This window comes from Anaerocolumna sedimenticola (genome assembly GCF_009931695.1).
GTDB lineage: Bacteria > Bacillota > Clostridia > Lachnospirales > Lachnospiraceae > Anaerocolumna > Anaerocolumna sedimenticola.
In genome coordinates, this window is record NZ_CP048000.1 from 3137280 (window position 1) to 3157190 (window position 19911).

Genomic DNA, 19911 nt, shown 5'->3' on the forward strand with positions numbered 1-19911 from the left:
GCCAAAGTGGATATACTTAGGTCCGCTGCGCTGCGGTTCTATCCTTATACCTGCTGCCGCAGGCATTTTAGCCAGAAGTAGTATTCCGACTGAAACAAGCAAGTCCAAAACCTACCGCTAAGAAACGGGATACTTACTTGTAAGGTTGAACTGACATAAGTTACACATTATAAATATGACAAAATTATATAAGGGAGAAAACTATGCCAATTTTATATCATGAACAATCAAAAGAATTCCACCTTTATAATAAAGAAATCAGTTATATTATTGAGATAATGGAAGATAATCAGCTGGGGAATCTTTATTACGGAAAGAAAGTTATAGATAGGGATTCTTTTGCCCATCTACATGAGGAAATGAAACGAAGCCAAGCGGCATCCCATTTGCCTGAACCATCAAAGCTTTATTTACAATACACCAAACAGGAATATCCTTCTTATGGTACCGGAGATTACCGTTATCCGGCTTTTGAAATAAAACAGAATAATGGAAGCAGAATCAGCCATTTTGAATATATCGGCCATAACATTTATAAGGGAAAGAAAAAGATAGAACCTCTTCCTGCAGTATATGTAGAAGAAGAAGGGGAAGCCGACAGCCTTGAAATTGAGTTATTTGATGAGCTGACCAATACCAGGTTATTGCTTTTTTATACCATATATGCCGAATTGCCGGTAATAACAAGGAGTGCTAAATTTATTCAGGAGGGAACGGAATCCATCTGCCTTACCAATGCTATGAGTGCCAGTATCGACCTGCCTGACATGGATTTTGAGATGCTTCATCTGGCTGGGGCCTGGGCAAGAGAACGCTATGTTAAGCTGAGAAAATTGGAACAGGGCGTTCAGTCCGTATACAGTATGCGTGGTGCCAGCAGTACGGAACATAATCCTTTCCTTGCTCTGAAACGTCCGGAAGCAACAGAACACACGGGGGAAGTATATGGTTTCAGCCTCGTTTACAGCGGAAGCTTCCTGGCCCAGGTCGAAGTTTGCACCCATGATATGACCAGGGTTTTATTCGGAATTCACCCCAATAATTTTGAATGGCCTTTAAATACAGGAGAATCGTTCCAGACGCCCGAAGTAGTTATGGTATATTCCGATCAGGGATTAAATAAGATGAGTCAGACCTATCATAAGCTTTACCGAACCAGACTGGTAAGAGGAAAGTGGAGGGATAAAGCCCGTCCTGTCCTGTTAAATAATTGGGAAGCTACTTATATGGATTTTAATGAAGAATCTATTTTGAAGATCGCAGAAAAAGCAAAATCCGTAGGAGTAGAATTATTTGTATTAGATGATGGCTGGTTTGGTACAAGAGACGATGATAAACAAAGCCTGGGTGACTGGTTTGTAGATAAAAGAAAACTGCCCAACGGTATCAGTGGTTTATCTGAGAAAATTGAAGCTATGGGTATGAAGTTCGGACTTTGGATCGAACCGGAAATGACCAATAAAAACAGCGATTTATACCGCAATCATCCGGATTACATTATCTCTGTCCCTGGCAGGTTTGAAAGCTTAAGCCGTACTCAGCATGTATTGGATTTTTCAAGAAAAGAAATAGTGGATTATATTCATTCCATGATTGCAGGTATTATAAGGGAATCAAAAATTTCCTATATTAAATGGGATATGAACCGTTATATTACGGAATGTTATTCAAGGGCTGCATTACCGGAAGAACAGGGTATGGTAATGCATAAGTATATATTAGGTGTATATGACTTATATACAAGGTTGATTACGGAATTTCCGGATATTTTATTTGAATCCTGTGCCAGCGGGGGCGGACGTTTTGATCCTGGTATGTTATATTTCGCACCACAGACCTGGTGCAGTGATGATACAGATGCCAATGAAAGACTAAAAATTCAATATGGCACCAGTATGGTTTATCCTTTATCCAGTATAGGTGCTCATGTATCTGCTGTTCCAAATCATCAGCTTGGAAGATTGACACCGATTCAGTCCAGAGCTAATGTGGCATTTTTCGGCGCATTTGGTTATGAGTTGGATTTAAATAAACTGACTGAGGAAGAAATTGAAGCAGTAAAAGAACAGGTACGCTATTATAAGGAAAACCGTAGTTTAATCCAGCAGGGCAATTTTTACAGACTAAAGAGTCCGTTTGAAGGGAATGACACTGCATGGATTGTGGTATCCGATGATAAATCCAAAGCGATTGCAGGTTATTACCAGCGTTTAAATAAAGTAAATGCCAGCTGGCTGCGCTTACAAATAAAAGGTTTGGATGAGAGTACTTTATATCAGGTTTCAAGCCTTGGAAAAACCATGGAAGCTTATGGGGATGAATTGATGAATATAGGTATTATCATTAACCGCAAAGATTTAAATCGTACCGGTGGTGATTTTGCCTCCCTGTTGTTTGATTTTGTTAAGGTTAAATAACTGGACAAGACACAATAAAGGAAATATTAACTAAAAACAGTTTCATAAATTATATATCAGAGCCTGTTTAACTTATTTTTTAAAGTAATATTTGATAAGTTAAAACGGGCTCTCTTTTTGTTCTGCTGCAAAGTTAACATAGTGTACTTTTAATTTTGTGAATTGGTATTAATTTTCACATTATACACATAATAAAAATATCGGTCAGAAACTCGTAAAGAATTCAGATAAAAAGGTTCAGCACGACAGAAAGTGAAAAGAAAGGGTATAAAAAATGAATGTAATTGGTAATGTTCCAAAAGATAAAACCTTAGATAACAGTATGGCTTTATTAATGGAAGGGTATGAATTTATTCCAAATAGGTGCAGAAAATATCAATCCGATCTATTCATAACAAGGTTATTAGGGGAAAAAGTAATTTGCATCAGTGGGGTTGATGCCTCCAAAATCTTTTATGATAATCAGAAATTTACAAGAAAAGGAGCAGCGCCCAAACGGGTGCAGAAAACTTTATTTGGTGTAAACGGAGTGCAGGCTTTAGACGGAAATGCCCATAAACACCGTAAAGCAATGTTTATGTCAATTATGACTCCCTATAATTTAAAAAGGCTGGAAAGTATTACAAGAAAGCACTGGGAAAAGGCAGCAAAAGAATGGGAACGGAAAACGAAATCCAGGAATAAGTCTTTTCTTAATCCTAAGCAGATTATTTTATTTGACGAAGTGCAGAATATAATGTGCAAGATAGCCTGTGAATGGGCAGGCATACCATTAAGTCCCAAGGAGGTAAAACTGCGGGCGGATGACCTTGGTAAATTGGTCGATGGTTTCGGTGGAATCGGTATCAGATATTATGAGGGACGTTGTGCGCGTAAAAGAACAGAAAATTGGATAAGAGGTATAATTACTCAGATCCGTCAGGAAAAAATTGTGGCAGCCAAAAATACGGCCGCTTATACCATAGCCAGACACCGGGGGCTAAAGGGCAAATTGTTAAATACACAAATAGTGGCGGTAGAACTGATTAATATCGTAAGGCCTATTGTTGCTATTGCTACTTACATTACTTTCGGGCTCTGGCCTTGTATGAACATCCGGATTGCAGAATAAAGCTTGCCAGAAATGAAGATAATTACGATCTTTTGTTTGTCCAGGAAATCAGAAGATATTTTCCCTTTACCCCATTTGTAGGTGCAAGGGTCAGAAATGATTTTGTATGGAGTAACTGCTTATTCAAAAGAAATACGTTGGTACTATTAGATGTATATGGGATTGATCATGATTCACGTTTATGGAAGAAGCCGTATGAATTCCAACCGGAAAGATTCCGTAAATGGGATGGAAATCCATATAGCTTTATACCTCAGGGAGGAGGAGACCATTATGATGGCCACCGCTGTCCCGGTGAAATGGTTGTAGTTGAAATAATGAAAGTAAGTTTAGGTTATCTGGCAACGAAAGTGAATTATAATGTACCAAGACAGAATTTAACTTATCCTTTAAGAAGAATACCGACTCTTCCGAAAAGCAGATTTATAATTAATAAAGTAAGAAGGATATATTGATTTTAAATCATCAAGACTGTTGCTGCTTTATAAGCTGCAACAGCTTACTTTTTTAACCGGAAGAAACACGCATTGGGAGTTTCTCCGGTTCGCGTGCGCATTGGAATTATTGCAAGCAAGCTTGCCAACTCTCACTTTACTTTCGCGGAAATAAATAAAAGCAAGGATTAATTCAAATCCCTGCTTTTATTTTTGTGTCTCACTCAATATTCAGTTTTCATTCGATTAAAATTAAGTCTTACCAACATCATCTGAAATAGTAATTTTTTGTGACACTAAGCCAGTCCAAGACAACCATCTCCTACAGTTTTGGTAAAAAACTTTTCTTTTGCAGTTCTGAGACTAAACCACAAAATTTCAAATTCTATCGGAAGGATACTTCTACAAAATCCATCTTATGAATCAGATTCATAAAAAAATTTGTTTTTGTATCCATTCCTTATTATATCAAATTCGAGGTTTATTATACATTACAGAAAATGTAATATATTGGTAATTTCTGATATTACTAATTCAACATCTAATTATAATACTCTTAAAACTTACTGCCGCGATAGTAAAAAAACAGAGAATAATTATTCTGCTTCGATAGTTAATTATAACTTTGCAAGTATAATATTGTGGTTATATTAACAAATCATTCCTCTATTTTACATCCAACCCGCTCAATTCCGTCTGTTATTTCTTTGGTATCGGTAGTTTCATTATATCCCACTTCAATGGTCCCCCTTACAAGATCCACATCAATGGAGCTTACTCCCTCAACTTTATTTAAAACATTTTTTACCTGAGTTTTCATTTTTTCATTTAATAATCCGGAAACATTATAGTGCACTTTATTCATACAGTTACTCCTTTCTAAAAATATGATTAGGTAATGCGAAACTATAAAGTTTTGCAAATTATAGTTTCGTAATTATCTAAAAAATAGGATTCATAAAAATTAAAAAATAAAATATTCCTTTAATTTATCAGCTTGTATTTAATAATTTTATTTAACATGAATAGTATTCGTTCATATGTAAGATTCTATAAATGGAAATAATTCTTATATAAATTGGAAAAGTTATGTTAAATATTAAACAGAATTTGGATGAAAACATGGTTGTAAAAAGTCAATCTATACAATATAATTGAAACAAGGGTTATTTATTGGCTCATAATTTTAGCTTAAGGAGAAAAACATGCAGGATTGGATAATTGATTTTATGAACCAGTTTGGTTATTTAGGAATTACGTTATTAATTGCTTTGGAGAATATTTTTCCACCAATTCCATCAGAAGTTATTCTGACTTTCGGTGGGTTTATGACAACTTATACAGATTTACAAGTGTTCGGAGTTATTATTGCTTCTACTTTCGGTTCTTTATTAGGAGCCTGTGTATTGTACGGTGTCGGAAATATACTTTCTGCTGAACGGCTGGGAAAGATTTTAGATGGTAAAATTGGCCAGATACTTCATTTTAATAAAGAAGATGTTTTTAAAGCATGCGACTGGTTTAACAGTAAAGGAAAAAACACTGTATTTATCTGCCGCTGTATTCCAATTGTCCGCAGTGTAATCTCCATACCTGCAGGTATGGCAAAAATGAAATTCGGATTATTTTTTATCTTAACGACTGCCGGTTCTTTTATTTGGAATACGGTCTTAGTATATTTAGGTGTAGCTGCAAGTTCTTCCTGGGAGAAGATCGTAGCAGGAACCGGCCTGTATACGAAGATTACGGTAATAGTATTAGGTGTTATTGCTGTTGTTATTGCTTACCTTTATCTTAAGAAAAGACTTGGAAAATAAATAATATTTAAAAAGTAAATTAAGAATTAATTTTTAAAAAAGTAATTACTAAATAATATTTGGTTAGAAATATCATATATACAGATATATCTATTTCATCTGTATGATATTAAAATATAACAGTTTTACATTACTACCGTTTTTATTTTGGAGGTGAAAATGTGGCTAACGAAATAGTACAAGCTGTTCGCCAGGCAGAGCAGGAAGCTGTTAAAATTGAAAAGGAGGCAATTCAGAAAGCAGAAACAATGATACAAAAAGCAAATATTGATGCTAAACAATTAATTTCATCAATGACCAAGGAAGTACTGGCTAAATCTCAAAAAGATTTGGAACAGGCACAGCTTCATGGGGAAGAACTTATGGTAACTGCTGTACAAAAAGCAGAGAAAGAAATACTTTTATTAAAAGAAATAGTAAAAAGTAAAGAACAAAATGCAATTGAGCTTGTTCTTTCGGAAGTAATATAACTCAACTGCCTGTCAGATGAGTTAATTCTAACATAAGAATTACTAAAGGAGGTGTTTGTTATATGGCAGTGCTGCAAATGCAGCGTATTTGTATATGTGCCTTAAAAAAAGAGCGAAAGCAGATTTTAGAACTATTGCAACGCCGTGGGGTAATTGAAATAAATGATGTATTACCGGAAGATAGTTTATTTCATAAGTCAGATGTTCATGCAGCAGAGAATTTATTAGAGAAAAATAAAAATGCTGCGAGAGAAGCGCTGTTAATTCTTGATCAGTATGTTCCGGAGAAAAAGTCCATACTAGATGCTTTAAATGGCAGAACAGAAGTAACTGCTGATGCTTATGATAATTTTAGAGTGAAATATAATTCGGTAGTTCATACTACAGAAAGAATCCTGTCTCTGGCAAAAATCATTGCAGAGAATAAGGCAGAAATACTCAGATTGCAGGCTCAGGCTGAGATGCTCTCACCTTGGCTGGCGCTGGATATACCAATGAACTTCACAGGGACGAAATCCACCAGCAGTTTTATCGGTACTTTACCCAATATGTGGACATTAGAGATGATTTATGAAAAACTTGCCGGGCAAAGTCCCCTTAATGTTGAAATCATCAGTACATCACGTGATCAAACCTGTATATTTGTTCTGTGTTTGAAACCAAGGGCCGAAGCTGTTTCTGAATTGTTAAGAACAATCGGTTTTTCTTATCCGAATACCCAGAATGATAAAGCTGCGAAAGAGTATTTACAAGTTTTAAATAATATGATGAAAGAGTCTGAAGCTGTAATTGTTAAATCGGAAGAAGAAATTAAATCATACAATACTTTAAAAAGTGAAATCTGTTTTTTGCAGGATTATGAAGCAATCAGGTCGGAAAAATACGAAGTAATCAGTCATTTGATACAGTCGAACAAAGTTTTTGTACTGAACGGCTATATTGCAAAAGATGAAGTGCAGGAGTTATCTGATTTTCTTAACAAGAAGTTTGCTATTGCTATTGATATTTCTGATCCGGAAGAGGATGAGGAAGTACCCATATTACTTCGTAACAATGGTTTTAGCAGTCCTCTTGAGGGTACGGTGGAAGCATTTAGCCCGCCGGGTAAAGATGATGTTGATCCAACTTTTATTATGTCATTATTTTATTATATGTTATTTGGATTAATGCTTTCGGATGCCGGATACGGTGCGATCATGGCGGCTGGCTGTACAGTTGGGTTAGTTAAATTTAAAAATGCGCTGGAAGATTCTATGAGAAAAACGCTGAGAATGTATTTATTCTGCGGAATCTCCACTATATTCTGGGGTGTAATGTTCGGCAGTTATTTTGGTGATCTGATTGATGTTATTTCTCAAACTTTTTTTGGTTATAAGGTAACAATCCCCCCTTTATGGTTTTTTCCGGTAAATGAGCCTATGCGAATGCTGGTATTTTCTATGTTGCTGGGAGTTATCCATATATTTACAGGCCTGGGAATTAAATTTTATATGTGCATCCGCAAAAAAGACTATAAAGCTTTAATTTATGATGTAGTCTTCTGGTTGGTATTATTAATTTGCTCAATTATTATTCTGTTATCAACACAAATGATAATTGATATATTCGGAATTGATTTGGGAATATCATCAGTGATTATTAATATTAGCAGTATTCTGGCAGTAATAGCTTCTTGTGGAATTGTTTTAACCAATGGGCGTGAATCAAAAAATCCGTTTAAGAGATTTTTAAAGGGAGCATATGCTTTATATGGTATTTCCGGTTATTTAAGTGATGTATTGTCCTATTCACGTTTATTAGCACTTGGTCTTGCAACCGGTGTAATCTGTAACGTTATTAATAAAATGGCAGGAATGGCAGCCGGCAGTGTCATCGGTATCATACCATTTATCTTAATTGTTGCATTAGGACATACCTTAAATATAGGTATTAATGCACTGGGTGCATATGTTCATACAAATCGTTTGCAATATGTGGAATTTTTCGGAAAGTTTTATGAAGGCGGCGGTCGTAAATTTAAACCGTTCAGTGCGAAAACAAAATATTACAAATTTAAGGAGAAGAGAAATAATGAATAATTTAGGAGTAGTATTTGCTTTATTAGGAGCGGCATTAGCAGCATTATTGGCAGGAGTTGGTTCTGCTCAGGGTGTAGGAATCGCAGGTCAGGCGGCAGCCGGGGTTGTAACGGAAGACCCGTCAAAATTCGGTAAAGTATTAATCTTACAGCTGCTTCCCGGAACACAGGGTATTTATGGTTTATTAATTGCCTTTATTACATTGTCTCAGATCGGTGTTTTAGGCGGTAGCAGTGATATTTCCCTGGCAAAAGGATTTTTATATCTGGCAGCCTGCCTCCCTATGGCTTTTGTAGGTTACTTTTCAGCAATCAGCCAGGCAAAAGCATCTGTAGCAAGTATCGGTATCGTAGCTAAAAAACCGGAGCAATTCGGTAAATCTATGATTTTCCCCGCAATGGTTGAAACCTACGCTATTTTCGCATTGCTTATATCCATGCTGGCAGTGAATGGAGTGTCCGCATTAAACTTATAACAGTTAGGAGAGTTAAACGATGACTGGATTAGATAAGATATTAAAGCATATCGAAGAGGATGCCGTTTCTGCTGCAGACCAAATCCTTGCTGAAGCAAAACAAAAAGCCGATGAGATTATGGCTGATGCACGTGCTGAAGGCGAAAAAATGTGCGCCGAAATAACGGAACGTTCAAAACTGGATGTTCAGTCAAGTTTAAGCCGTGCTGAATCTGCTGCAAACTTACAGGAAAAGAAGTTAATATTAAAAGCTAAACAGGAAATTATTGGTGAAGTTATAATTAATGCAAAAGCCTCTCTTTTAAGCTTACCTGATAAGGAATATTTTGATGTAATAATCAAAATGATTCAAAAGCATGCACTGGCTGGGGCGGGATATATCCTGTTTTCTGATACCGACTATAAACGCCTGCCGCAACAATTTGATGAATTAATGAAAATCGGCCTGTCAGGAAAAGCGGGAGCATCCTTAACATTAGCCGGTGAAACGGTTAATATAAACGGCGGATTTATATTGGTATATGGTGATGTGGAAATAAACTGTTCCTTTGATGCTTTATTTGCCGCTGCAAAAGAAAACCTGCAGGATAAAGTCAGTGAAATCCTATTTGATTAGGAATACGGTAGAAAGGTAGAGTGTTGATATGGCTGATAACCAATATATATATGCCGTAGCGCGTATACGTTCTTTAGAACTTTCCTTGCTGGATAAAACTTTTTTTGATCAGCTTCTAGCCTGTAAGTCTTTCGAAGATTGCCTGCGTCTGCTGTCCGATAAGGGTTGGGGCAGGAATGGAGATTTAACGGCTGAGCAATTATTGGAATCGGAACGTGAGAAAATCTGGGATACAATAAAAGAGCTGGTAAAAGACACATCCGTTTTTGATACCTTCTTGTATGGAAATGATTTTCATAATCTAAAAGCGGCGATTAAACAAGTTTATATGAATGAGGAGGTACCCGGAATTTTTATTTCCCGTGGGACTATTGCACCGGAGTCTATATTAAAAGCAGTTATGGAACACGATTTTTCCACACTGCCAAAACGAATGTCCGCCTGTGCGGAGGAGGCTTACCAAGTGCAGTTTCATACCGGTGACAGCCAGTTGTGTGATGTCATTATAGACAAGGCAGCGTTAGAATCAATCTATCAAAGCGGAAAAACCTCAGGAAATGATTTGTTGAATGAATATGCAGAACTTAAAGTTGCTTCCGCTGATATTAATATAGCTATAAGAAGTTATAAAACCGGTAAAAAGAGGGAATTCCTGGAGAGGGCAATTGCTGATTGTACCAGCCTTGACAGGAAGAAATTAATTGAAGCGGCGCAAAGCGGGGAAGAAGAAATCTATGACTATCTGAGTAATACCGCTTATTCCGATGCAGTGCAGGCAATTAAGGAATCCTTATCCTCTTTTGACCGGTGGTGTGACAACCTGATAATAAGGCATATAAAACCGCAGAAATATAACTCATTTACCCTTTCTCCCATAGCGGCTTATATATTGGCACGGGAAAATGAGATTAAATCAGTTCGGATTTTGCTTTCCGGTAAGTTAAATGATCTGCCGGAAGAATCGATTCGGGAAAGATTGAGGGAAATGTATGTATAAGATAGCAGTTTTAGGTGATCGCGACAGTGTTTATGGTTTTGCTGCCTTGGGACTGGATACTTATCCTGTCAGTAATGAAGAGGATGCTGCCAAAAAATTAAAAAAACTTGCAGAAGGACAATATGCGGTTATTTATATTACAGAAGCACTTCAGGCAAAACTGGAAACAGAAATAGAGCATTACCGTACGGAAAGGCTGCCAGCGATTATACCGATTCCCGGAGTATCCGGTAATACTGGTATGGGTATGTTAAGTGTTAAAAAATCTGTTGAACAGGCAGTTGGTTCCGATATTATTTTTAACAACAATTAAGGAGAATAGCAAATGAGTAAAGGCACGATTAAAAAAGTTGCCGGTCCGTTAGTAATAGCTGAGGGTATGCGTGATGCCAATATGTTTGACGTGGTACGTGTAAGTGAACAGAGATTAATCGGTGAAATCATTGAAATCCACGGTGATCAGGCATCCATTCAGGTTTATGAAGAGACCTCAGGTTTAGGACCCGGTGAACCGGTGGAATCCACTGGTGCACCATTAAGCGTAGAGCTTGGGCCGGGGCTTATAGGAAGTATATTTGATGGAATACAGCGGCCGTTAGTCAGTATCATGAATGCTACCGGCAATAACTTAACCCGGGGTGTCGAAATTCCATCTTTGGAAAGAACTAAAAAATGGAATTTTGTTCCAAGCTCAAAAATAGGAGATGCAGTGGAAACCGGTGATATCATTGGTACGGTAAACGAAACAGAGATAGTTCTCCATAAAATAATGATACCGAAAGGAATTAAAGGAAATATCACATCCATTCAGGGAGGGGAATTTACCCTTGAAGATACGATAGCCTTGGTTCAAAATGAGAATGGTGAAATCTTTAATATTACCATGATGCAGAAATGGCCGGTTCGTATTGGAAGACCATACAAAGAAAAACTGCCGCCTGCCATGCCCTTAGTTACCGGGCAGCGTGTTATTGATACTTTATTTCCTATTGCTAAAGGCGGTGTTGCATCGGTTCCCGGGCCTTTCGGCAGCGGTAAAACCGTAGTTCAGCATCAGTTGGCGAAATGGGCGGAAGCAGATATCGTAGTTTATATCGGCTGTGGTGAACGTGGAAATGAAATGACGGATGTATTAAATGAATTTCCCGAATTAAAGGATCCCAAAACGGGCCATTCCTTAATGGAGCGGACCGTATTAATTGCAAATACCTCCGATATGCCGGTTGCGGCCAGGGAAGCTTCCATTTATGTAGGTATTACCATAGCGGAGTATTTCCGTGATATGGGATTTTCCGTGGCACTTATGGCAGATTCCACTTCCAGATGGGCAGAAGCACTTCGTGAAATGTCCGGACGTTTGGAGGAAATGCCGGGTGAAGAGGGGTATCCGGCTTACTTGGGAAGCCGTCTTGCCCAGTTTTATGAACGTGCGGGGCGTGTAATTTCCTTAGGTAAAGACGGAAGAGAAGGTGCCCTATCCGTAATTGGTGCGGTATCCCCTCCCGGTGGTGATATCTCGGAACCGGTTTCCCAGGCAACTCTGCGTATTGTTAAAGTATTCTGGGGACTGGATTCTAACCTGGCTTACAGGCGTCATTTTCCCGCTATTAACTGGTTAACCAGTTATTCCTTATATGTGGATAATATGGGAAAATGGTTTAATACCAAAGTGAATGAAAGCTGGATGCCTGACAGGGCCCGAATCATGCGTATCTTACATGATGAATCCGAATTAGAGGAAATTGTAAAATTAGTAGGTATGGATGCTCTTTCCGCACCGGATCGGTTGAAATTGGAAGCAGCCCGTTCCATCCGTGAAGATTTCTTGCATCAGGATGCATTCCACGAAGTGGATACCTATACTTCACTGGAGAAACAATATAAAATGATGGAGCTGGTATTGGGATATTTTGATATTGCATCAGAAGCTTTACAAAAAGGCGCTTCGGTTGACGGACTTGTAAAACTTCCCGTTCGTGAAAGAATCGGCCGTTTTAAATATATAACGAATGATAAGATTGAGAAAGAATATGATGATATAGTAAACAGTTTACATCGGGAAATTAATGAATTGACACAAAAGGAGGAAGCCTAATGCCAAAAGAATATAGATCCATTAGAGAGGTTGCAGGCCCTCTTATGCTAGTTCATGGTGTAGAAGATGTAAAGTATAATGAACTTGCAGAAATAGAACTTGCAAGTGGTGAAAAACGCCGCTGCAAAGTACTTGAAATCGATAAAGGCAATGCACTGGTTCAATTATTTGAAAGTGCTGCCGGTATTAACTTATCCAATAGTAAAGTAAGGTTTTTAGGCAGAAGTATGGAGCTTGGCGTATCGGATGATATGTTAAGCCGTGTATTCGACGGCCTTGGCCGTCCAATCGATAACGGCCCGGAGATTTTACCCGAAAAAAGATTGGATATTAATGGTCTGCCAATGAATCCGGCTGCCAGAAATTATCCTCAGGAATTTATCCAGACCGGTGTATCTGCAATCGACGGACTAAATACACTGGTACGGGGACAGAAGCTTCCGATCTTTTCTGCCAGCGGTCTTCCCCATGCGGAATTAGCCGCTCAGATAGCCCGACAGGCTAAGGTACGGGGGACAAGCGAAGCATTTGCAGTAGTATTTGCCGCACTGGGTATTACCTTTGAGGAAGCAAATTTCTTCACAGAGAGTTTCCGTGAGACCGGAGCCATTGACCGTACGGTTATGTTTATCAACCTGGCTAATGACCCCGCCGTTGAACGTATTGCAACACCACGTATGGCTTTAACCGCAGCCGAATACCTGGCATTTGAAAAAGATATGCATGTACTTGTAATACTGACGGATATCACAAACTATGCGGATTCCTTACGTGAAATCTCGGCTGCTCGTAAAGAAGTTCCGGGGCGTCGTGGATATCCCGGTTATATGTATACCGATTTGGCTTCCCTTTATGAACGTGCCGGACGTCAGAAAGGCAAGGCTGGAAGTATTACCATGATTCCTATTTTAACCATGCCTGAGGATGACAAAACCCATCCGATTCCTGACTTAACCGGTTACATCACCGAAGGGCAGATAATTTTAAGCCGCGAATTATACCGGCAGAGTGTGGCACCGCCAATTGATGTTCTTCCCTCCCTGTCTCGTCTTAAGGATAAGGGAATTGGTACCGGCAAAACCCGTGCAGATCATGCCAATACCATGAATCAGCTCTTTGCCGCATATGCAAGGGGAAAGGAAGCTAAAGAATTAATGGTAGTTTTAGGTGAAGCTGCCCTGACGGATATTGATAAATTATATGCTAAGTTTGCAGATGCTTTTGAGCAGGAATACGTCTCCCAGGGGTATCATACCAATCGGGATATTGAAGAAACCCTGGACTTAGGCTGGAAGCTCTTATCCATACTTCCAAGGACGGAACTAAAAAGAATTAAAGATGAATTTCTGGATCAATATTACGGTAAGTAAAGGAAGGAGGTGCTATCTTGGCCAAAGCACATATTAATCCGACCCGTATGGAACTTACCAGGCTTAAGAAGAAATTAACGACAGCAGTCCGTGGTCATAAACTCTTAAAAGATAAACGGGATGAGCTGATGCGCCAATTCCTTGACCTGGTACGCGAGAATAAAACCTTACGCGAGAAAGTTGAAAAAGCGATTATTACTGCTAACAAAAATTTTGTAATTGCGCGTGCGGGTATGGAGAATGAGGTGGTAAATGTTGCATTAATGGCACCAAGGCAGGAGGTTTATCTGGAAGCGCATACCCGTAATGTTATGAGTGTTGACATTCCGGTATTTGAGTATAAAACCAAAACTCCGGATGTCAATGACATTTATTCTTATGGTTATGCATTTACCTCCAGTGATCTGGATGATGCTGTAAAGTTTTTACAGGACATTTTTCCTGACATGCTGCGATTGGCGGAATGTGAAAAAGCATGCCAGTTAATGGCATCGGAAATCGAGAAAACAAGGCGCCGGGTAAATGCACTTGAGCATGTTATGATTCCTGAGATGCAGGAAAACATTAAGTATATTAAGATGAAACTGGATGAAAATGAACGAAGTACTCAGATACGTCTTATGAAAGTAAAAGATATGATGCTGGAACAGGCACATCATTACAGCGAAAATATGTATTAATAATAACCGGATTGTTCTTATCACCAACAAGTGAAAACAATCCGGTTTTTTTTACAGAATCAGGAAAGTTTTGGTAAACCTGCCTGCATAAAACTTTCATATTTTTATTATTTATATAATTTAAAAGGTTTTTTCTTTAGCGATAAAGGATTCGCAATCAGTATCTTCAGATTTGGATGAGAATGAATCCACTCTGCCCACTGAAATTTGGTCAAGGGTACAATAATCAGTATTTCCGGCATGATATCTGCACTCAGAAACTACACATTGAATACTTGGATTTTTTTTATCCATAATTAAATTCCTCCTTTCGTTTTACACACTTCAAGACATGGTTTTATACCAAAGAAACTGCATAACAGTTTCTTTTTCATAGTTAGCATGTGCGAATAGAGAAATTTTATGCATTGGTATGACTGTGTCTTTTTTACATATAAAAATAAAATAATGAAAAAAATAATTTAAATAGGGTATAATGAAATGTTCGAAAATGAAATATATAAATATTTTGTTTGCTGAAAACGAACAATTAAAGCGATTTTGTTGACAAAGTATTTAATTAATTATATTATTGCAACATAAGCAAACAAAATAGACAATTAACAAACAATATCTAACATTAAGGAGTGTGATTGCTGTTATGCTTGCTGCGGAAAGACATTCAAAGATAATTCAAATGATCAGTGAATCAGGAGTTGTTCAGGTTGAAGAATTAGCAAAAGTATTAGACGTAAGTTTGATGACCATACGGCGGGATTTGGAAAAGTTAAAACAGGATGGAATCATAGAACGCTGTCATGGCGGTGCGGTTATAAAACGGGAAGTTTCCTACATGGAGAAGCGAACTCTTAAGATTGAAGATAAAATTAAGATCGCTGAAAAATGTGCAAGTTTTGTTAAAAAAGGTGATGCGGTTTTTCTAGATGCCGGAACTACAACCTATGAGATAGCAAAACGGATTCAAAATATTCCGGGTATTACGGTTATCACAAATGATTTGGAAATTGCAAGAGTATTACTTGAATCCGATGCGCATCTGATGATATGCGGAGGTATGGTACAAAAATCAACAGGGAGCATGCTAGGCCCGTTTGCAAATCAAATGATGGAAGATATTCGGACTGAGATAGCATTTTTAGGTGCTATGTCTATTGATGATAATTTTAACGTCCTGACTCCGACTATAAATAAAGCGGTTTTAAAACGAACTATCTGTAAAAACTCAAGCCGTCCTTATCTGGCAGTGGATGAATCAAAGTTTGGAAAACAGGCTTTAATGAGAATTAACCATTTATCAGACTATACAGGCGTTGTTACCAATAAATCATTAAATGCCGAAGAAGAAGCAAAAATCAAACAAATGAAAATTAATATGATATGGGTTTAGGAGGAGTACAGATGCCCCAATGTGTAATTATTGCGGATGATTTAACCGGTGCCAATGCGACCGGTGTATTACTTAAAAAAATAAATTATAATACGTATACGGTAATGAATACGGAGAGACTTGAGTTAAGTAAGCTATCGGAAAGTGACTGTATTGTCTATCCCACGGACAGCAGGGCGGTAGATTCCTCTATTGCGTATAACAGAGTATACAACGTAGCTAATTTATTAAAAAATGATGATGTTCTCGTATATTCCAAAAGGATCGACAGTACCCTGAGAGGAAATTTAGGCAGTGAAACAGATGCATTATTAGATGCCCTGAGTAATGATGCCATAGCCATGGTAGTACCGTGTTTTCCACAGGCGAACCGTATTCTGGTAGGGGGATATATGCTTGTAAATACGATTCCCCTCCATAAGACGGAAGCTGCCCTGGATCCCAAAACTCCGGTTGATACATCCGCAGCCGGTGATATATTTGGTAAGCAGTCCATTTATCCAATCGCTTCCCTTTATATTAAAGATATTATGATGGGTAAAAAGCATTTAGCTGATGAGATTAAAAGATTCAGGGAGGAAGGGTACCGGATTATCATTTTTGATTGTGTATCCCAGGAAGACCTGGATACCATAGCCGATGGTGTAATTGAAAGCGGAGTAAAATTCATTTCTGTAGATCCTGGAAGTTTTACAGCAACTATTGCAAGAAAACTCATTGTTCCCCGGGAAATAAAAAATAAGCATAAAGTACTTGCCACGGTGGGCAGTGTAAATGCCGTTGCAAAAAACCAACTGGATGAACTTCTGCTTGCCCAGAAAGTATTACAGGTATATGTCGTTACCAAAGAATTGGTTGAGAGTGAAGAGAGAAGAAAACAGGAAATAAACAGGGTAGTAGGGGAAATTCAGAAAAATTGCGGTAATTATGATATCTGTGCAGTAATCGGCAATGGAATTTTACCGGAGAACCGTTTGAATTTTTCGGAATATGCTGAAAAATTACAGTGTTTACCAGAGGATGTAAGTAATTTAATCAATGATTCCCTGGCAGAAATTACGTATCTGTTATTAAATAATAACCCTGATTTTAAAGGTCTGTATACCAGCGGCGGTGACATAACGGTAGCAGTAAGCAGAAAATTCAGGACAGCAGGCATCCGATTACTGGATGAAGTGGTGCCTTTAGCTGCTTACGGAGAGTTTATTTCCGGTGAATTTGACGGACTCAAAGTCGTTACCAAAGGCGGTATGGCAGGGGATAAAAATGCAATGAACCTGTGTATTCGCTATTTAAAAGAGAAACTTTTTATTTAATGAATTGGTAATACAAACAGTAATAATTGGTGATAAGAGGAAGATAACATTAAGATAACAAAAAAAAGATGAATGTAAAAAGGAGATGTAACACATGGAAAAACCATATATAGCAATACCTTTAGGAGATCCGGCAGGAATCGGACCGGAAATAGTTGTAAAGTCCATAGCAACGAAGCAGGTGTTTGATGCGGCACGCTGTGTTGTTGTCGGGGATAAAAAAATTGTTGATGATGCAATCCGTTTTTCAAGGATTCCATTAAAAGTAAACATTATAAATCATCCCAAGGAAGGAGTGTATGAAGAAAAAGTTTTAAACCTGATTGACCTTGATAATGTAGATATGTCAGAATTCAAAATCGGAGAAATCAGCGGAATGTGCGGGCGGGCTGCTTATGAATATATTAAGAAAAGCATTGAGCTTGCTAATACACGCGAAGTAGCAGCAGTATCCACTACACCAATTAATAAAGAATCTTTAAAGGCAGGTAATGTAAATTATATCGGCCATACGGAGATATTTGGCGCGCTGACCGGTACAAAAGATCCTCTTACCATGTTTGAAGTACGGGGAATGAGAGTATTTTTCTTAACCCGGCATGTATCCTTAAGACGGGCATGTGATTTAGTTACTAAGGATAGAATTAAGGATTATGTAAAGAGATGTAAAGAAGTACTGATGAAGTTAGGCGTAACGGAAGGAACCATGGCGATAGCAGGTTTGAATCCACACAGCGGTGAACATGGTTTATTTGGTAACGAGGAAGTAGAACATGTAACACCGGCGGTTGAGGAACTCAGAGCGGAAGGTTATGACGTAGTCGGCCCGATCGGAGCGGATTCCGTATTCCACTTAGCGTTAAAAGGTCGTTATAACAGTGTATTATCTTTATATCATGATCAAGGTCATATAGCTACTAAAACATTGGATTTTGAAAGAACCATAGCGATAACCGGAGGAATGCCGATCCTTAGAACCTCCGTAGACCATGGAACAGCATTTGATATAGCTGGAAAAGGTATTGCAAGTGAAATCAGCATGGTGGAAGCTATTTTATTAGGGGCGAAGTATTCTAAGAATTTTATGAATTAATGGGGATAGTAAGGTAGGGGTAATTACCTATTATGAGGTATTTTGAAAGGAGAAGGGTAAGATGGAGGTTTCTGTTTCTGGAACTCAAATGTTAATTGGGTTAGGTATTGGGTTAATTGTTTTAATTTTATTGATTTTGAAAACAAAGATTCATGTTTTTCTTGCTTTAATTATTGCAGCAGTAATAGTTGGTCTGGTTGGGGGACTAGCACCTGCTGCTACAGTTGATGCAATTTCAGCAGGATTTGGTGGAACCTTAGGAAATATCGGTATTATCATAGGTTTTGGTATTATGATGGGACAGATATTTGAAATGTCAGGTGCGGCAGAAAGAATGGCGCGTACTTTCTTAAAGATATTTGGTAAGGGCAGGGAAGAAATGGCACTCTCGCTAACTGGTTTCCTTGTTTCCATACCAATCTTCTGCGATTCCGGTTTTGTTATATTATCACCTCTGGCAAAAGCATTGTCACGTAAAACCAAGAAATCCATAGTAGGTTTGTCCGTAGCACTTGCAAGCGGACTTGTTATCACACATTCCTTAGTTCCGCCTACTCCGGGACCTCTTGGAGTAGCAGGAACATTTGGAGTTGACGTGGGACAATTTATTTTATTAGGCATAGTAATTGCAATACCTATGGCCTTGGTTACGATGTTATATGGAAAATTCCTTGGTAAAAAGATATATCAGTTACCAAATGAAGCCGGAGATGGATGGGAGAGACCGGCTTATCAAAAACCAATTTATGATGTTATATCAGATGAAAAGGATAAAAAACTGCCATCCGCATTTTTAGCATTTTTACCTTTAATACTTCCGATTATATTGATACTGCTAAATACGGTTTTAAGCGCTTTATCATTAACAACTGGAATTTATGCAGCCCTCATATTCCTTGGAAAACCAATTATTGCTGTTGCCATTGGTTTGATCATATCTATTTACACCTTAACAGTTTCCGTTGAACGAAAAGCAGTTATCAGTGCTTTGGAAGACAGTATGAAATCCGCCGGCGTAATTATCTTTGTTACCGGAGGCGGCGGTGCATTAGGTCAGGTGTTAAAAGTAGCAGGTGTTGGTGATTATATTGCAAATGGAATAGCGGCTACTTCCATACCGGTTATATTACTTCCTTTTATTATAGCCACTTTGGTTCGTTTCGTACAAGGTTCCGGTACGGTGGCAATGATTACGGCAGCCGGCATAACAGCACCCATCGTAGAAGCAGCCGGCGGCAGCATGTTGTTGGGAGCATTTGCAGCCTGTATAGGAGCATTATTCTTCTCCTATTTTAACGACAGTTTCTATTGGGTTGTAAACCGTTTAAGCGGAATTACGGAAACAAAAGAGCAGATCAGGGTTTGGTCAATCACAACTACAATTGCCTGGGCAGTTGGATTAGTAGAATTATTAATATTAAATATTTTTATGTAATTTCTTTGCATTTGAGGTAATTAAAAACAGGTAGTATATTCCGGAAGTAAATTTATTGATATATTGTATCTTTCAGCGGATTCAATATAAAATATATATTACTCTCGGAATATGTACCTG

Annotated in this window: 19 protein-coding genes; 17 read left to right on the plus strand and 2 right to left on the minus strand. The window is 38.1% G+C overall.

All coding sequences use genetic code 11. The features are described from left to right. Window positions 1-203: 203 nt before the first annotated feature. The 3 genes from Ana3638_RS13885 to Ana3638_RS26270 all read left to right on the plus strand — a co-directional run bounded on the left by Ana3638_RS13885 (window position 204) and on the right by Ana3638_RS26270 (window position 3983). Window positions 204-2417 carry an alpha-galactosidase gene (locus Ana3638_RS13885; RefSeq protein WP_161838559.1) on the plus strand — a complete coding sequence of 738 codons (2214 nt, stop codon included), beginning with the start codon at window positions 204-206 and terminating at the stop codon, window positions 2415-2417. 274 nt (window positions 2418-2691) lie between these two features. Further along, on the plus strand, window positions 2692-3528 hold the full coding sequence (locus Ana3638_RS26265) for a cytochrome P450 family protein (RefSeq protein ID WP_330587569.1): 837 nt from the start codon (window positions 2692-2694) through the stop codon (window positions 3526-3528). After that, window positions 3501-3983, plus strand: coding sequence for a cytochrome P450 (locus Ana3638_RS26270; protein WP_330587570.1), 483 nt, complete (start codon window positions 3501-3503; stop codon window positions 3981-3983). The genes Ana3638_RS26265 and Ana3638_RS26270 overlap by 28 nt, the downstream gene beginning before the upstream one ends. 637 nt (window positions 3984-4620) lie before the next feature. Here Ana3638_RS26270 and Ana3638_RS13895 read toward each other — a convergent pair. Continuing rightward, the gene (locus Ana3638_RS13895) at window positions 4621-4827 is read right to left on the minus strand and encodes a heavy-metal-associated domain-containing protein (protein WP_161838560.1); all 207 of its coding nucleotides are present in this window, start codon (window positions 4825-4827) and stop codon (window positions 4621-4623) included. A gap of 340 nt (window positions 4828-5167) precedes the next feature. Between Ana3638_RS13895 and Ana3638_RS13900 the strand changes: the two genes are divergently transcribed. From Ana3638_RS13900 to Ana3638_RS13945, 10 genes are all read left to right on the plus strand, one after another. Next, complete coding sequence (locus tag Ana3638_RS13900) at window positions 5168-5779, plus strand: DedA family protein (protein ID WP_161838561.1); 612 nt, start codon at window positions 5168-5170, stop codon at window positions 5777-5779. Window positions 5780-5940: 161 nt separating this feature from the next. Continuing rightward, window positions 5941-6249, plus strand: a complete 309-nt coding sequence (locus Ana3638_RS13905) for a hypothetical protein (RefSeq protein ID WP_161838562.1) — start codon at window positions 5941-5943, stop codon at window positions 6247-6249. Between the two features lie 62 nt (window positions 6250-6311). Beyond that, the gene (locus Ana3638_RS13910; protein ID WP_161838563.1) at window positions 6312-8327 is read left to right on the plus strand and encodes a V-type ATP synthase subunit I; all 2016 of its coding nucleotides are present in this window, start codon (window positions 6312-6314) and stop codon (window positions 8325-8327) included. Next, the gene (locus Ana3638_RS13915; protein WP_161838564.1) at window positions 8320-8802 is read left to right on the plus strand and encodes a V-type ATP synthase subunit K; all 483 of its coding nucleotides are present in this window, start codon (window positions 8320-8322) and stop codon (window positions 8800-8802) included. Before Ana3638_RS13910 ends, Ana3638_RS13915 begins: the two co-directional genes overlap by 8 nt. 19 nt (window positions 8803-8821) lie before the next feature. Beyond that, window positions 8822-9418, plus strand: coding sequence for a V-type ATP synthase subunit E (locus Ana3638_RS13920; protein WP_161838565.1), 597 nt, complete (start codon window positions 8822-8824; stop codon window positions 9416-9418). A gap of 28 nt (window positions 9419-9446) precedes the next feature. Continuing rightward, a complete protein-coding gene (locus Ana3638_RS13925) occupies window positions 9447-10415 on the plus strand; it encodes a V-type ATPase subunit (protein WP_161838566.1) in 969 nt (322 codons plus the stop codon). Next, on the plus strand, window positions 10408-10728 hold the full coding sequence (locus tag Ana3638_RS13930; RefSeq protein ID WP_161838567.1) for a V-type ATP synthase subunit F: 321 nt from the start codon (window positions 10408-10410) through the stop codon (window positions 10726-10728). Before Ana3638_RS13925 ends, Ana3638_RS13930 begins: the two co-directional genes overlap by 8 nt. A 12-nt stretch (window positions 10729-10740) precedes the next feature. Further along, window positions 10741-12510, plus strand: a complete 1770-nt coding sequence (locus Ana3638_RS13935) for a V-type ATP synthase subunit A (RefSeq protein ID WP_161838568.1) — start codon at window positions 10741-10743, stop codon at window positions 12508-12510. Continuing rightward, on the plus strand, window positions 12510-13880 hold the full coding sequence (locus tag Ana3638_RS13940) for a V-type ATP synthase subunit B (protein ID WP_161838569.1): 1371 nt from the start codon (window positions 12510-12512) through the stop codon (window positions 13878-13880). Before Ana3638_RS13935 ends, Ana3638_RS13940 begins: the two co-directional genes overlap by 1 nt. Window positions 13881-13897: 17 nt before the next feature. After that, entirely contained in the window at window positions 13898-14560 is a 663-nt protein-coding gene (locus tag Ana3638_RS13945; protein WP_161838570.1) for a V-type ATP synthase subunit D, read from the plus strand. Between the two features lie 120 nt (window positions 14561-14680). Here the strand turns inward: Ana3638_RS13945 and Ana3638_RS13950 are convergent, their stop codons facing one another. Further along, a complete protein-coding gene (locus Ana3638_RS13950; RefSeq protein ID WP_161838571.1) occupies window positions 14681-14854 on the minus strand; it encodes a DUF1540 domain-containing protein in 174 nt (57 codons plus the stop codon). A gap of 346 nt (window positions 14855-15200) precedes the next feature. Between Ana3638_RS13950 and Ana3638_RS13955 the strand changes: the two genes are divergently transcribed. The 4 genes from Ana3638_RS13955 (at window position 15201) to Ana3638_RS13970 (ending at window position 19791) form a co-directional block, all read left to right on the plus strand. Next, complete coding sequence (locus Ana3638_RS13955) at window positions 15201-15947, plus strand: DeoR/GlpR family DNA-binding transcription regulator (RefSeq protein WP_161838572.1); 747 nt, start codon at window positions 15201-15203, stop codon at window positions 15945-15947. Window positions 15948-15958: 11 nt separating this feature from the next. Continuing rightward, a complete protein-coding gene (locus Ana3638_RS13960) occupies window positions 15959-17263 on the plus strand; it encodes a four-carbon acid sugar kinase family protein (protein WP_161838573.1) in 1305 nt (434 codons plus the stop codon). A 94-nt stretch (window positions 17264-17357) separates the two neighbouring features. Continuing rightward, window positions 17358-18356, plus strand: a complete 999-nt coding sequence (pdxA, locus tag Ana3638_RS13965; RefSeq protein WP_161838574.1) for a 4-hydroxythreonine-4-phosphate dehydrogenase PdxA — start codon at window positions 17358-17360, stop codon at window positions 18354-18356. 61 nt (window positions 18357-18417) lie between these two features. Continuing rightward, entirely contained in the window at window positions 18418-19791 is a 1374-nt protein-coding gene (locus Ana3638_RS13970) for a GntP family permease (protein WP_161838575.1), read from the plus strand. The last annotated feature ends 120 nt before the right edge of the window (window positions 19792-19911 follow it).

What these genes read in the sequence shown, in the direction of transcription:
- Ana3638_RS13885 (WP_161838559.1), top strand. Translation starts at nt 204, where the DNA reads ATGCCAATTTTATATCATGAACAATCAAAAGAATTCCACCTTTATAAT.
- Ana3638_RS26265 (WP_330587569.1), top strand. Translation starts at nt 2,692, where the DNA reads ATGAATGTAATTGGTAATGTTCCAAAAGATAAAACCTTAGATAACAGT.
- Ana3638_RS13895 (WP_161838560.1), bottom strand. Translation starts at nt 4,827, where the DNA reads ATGAATAAAGTGCACTATAATGTTTCCGGATTATTAAATGAAAAAATG.
- Ana3638_RS13900 (WP_161838561.1), top strand. Translation starts at nt 5,168, where the DNA reads ATGCAGGATTGGATAATTGATTTTATGAACCAGTTTGGTTATTTAGGA.
- Ana3638_RS13910 (WP_161838563.1), top strand. Translation starts at nt 6,312, where the DNA reads ATGGCAGTGCTGCAAATGCAGCGTATTTGTATATGTGCCTTAAAAAAA.
- Ana3638_RS13915 (WP_161838564.1), top strand. Translation starts at nt 8,320, where the DNA reads ATGAATAATTTAGGAGTAGTATTTGCTTTATTAGGAGCGGCATTAGCA.
- Ana3638_RS13920 (WP_161838565.1), top strand. Translation starts at nt 8,822, where the DNA reads ATGACTGGATTAGATAAGATATTAAAGCATATCGAAGAGGATGCCGTT.
- Ana3638_RS13925 (WP_161838566.1), top strand. Translation starts at nt 9,447, where the DNA reads ATGGCTGATAACCAATATATATATGCCGTAGCGCGTATACGTTCTTTA.
- Ana3638_RS13930 (WP_161838567.1), top strand. Translation starts at nt 10,408, where the DNA reads ATGTATAAGATAGCAGTTTTAGGTGATCGCGACAGTGTTTATGGTTTT.
- Ana3638_RS13935 (WP_161838568.1), top strand. Translation starts at nt 10,741, where the DNA reads ATGAGTAAAGGCACGATTAAAAAAGTTGCCGGTCCGTTAGTAATAGCT.
- Ana3638_RS13940 (WP_161838569.1), top strand. Translation starts at nt 12,510, where the DNA reads ATGCCAAAAGAATATAGATCCATTAGAGAGGTTGCAGGCCCTCTTATG.
- Ana3638_RS13950 (WP_161838571.1), bottom strand. Translation starts at nt 14,854, where the DNA reads ATGGATAAAAAAAATCCAAGTATTCAATGTGTAGTTTCTGAGTGCAGA.
- Ana3638_RS13955 (WP_161838572.1), top strand. Translation starts at nt 15,201, where the DNA reads ATGCTTGCTGCGGAAAGACATTCAAAGATAATTCAAATGATCAGTGAA.
- Ana3638_RS13960 (WP_161838573.1), top strand. Translation starts at nt 15,959, where the DNA reads ATGCCCCAATGTGTAATTATTGCGGATGATTTAACCGGTGCCAATGCG.
- pdxA (WP_161838574.1), top strand. Translation starts at nt 17,358, where the DNA reads ATGGAAAAACCATATATAGCAATACCTTTAGGAGATCCGGCAGGAATC.
- Ana3638_RS13970 (WP_161838575.1), top strand. Translation starts at nt 18,418, where the DNA reads ATGGAGGTTTCTGTTTCTGGAACTCAAATGTTAATTGGGTTAGGTATT.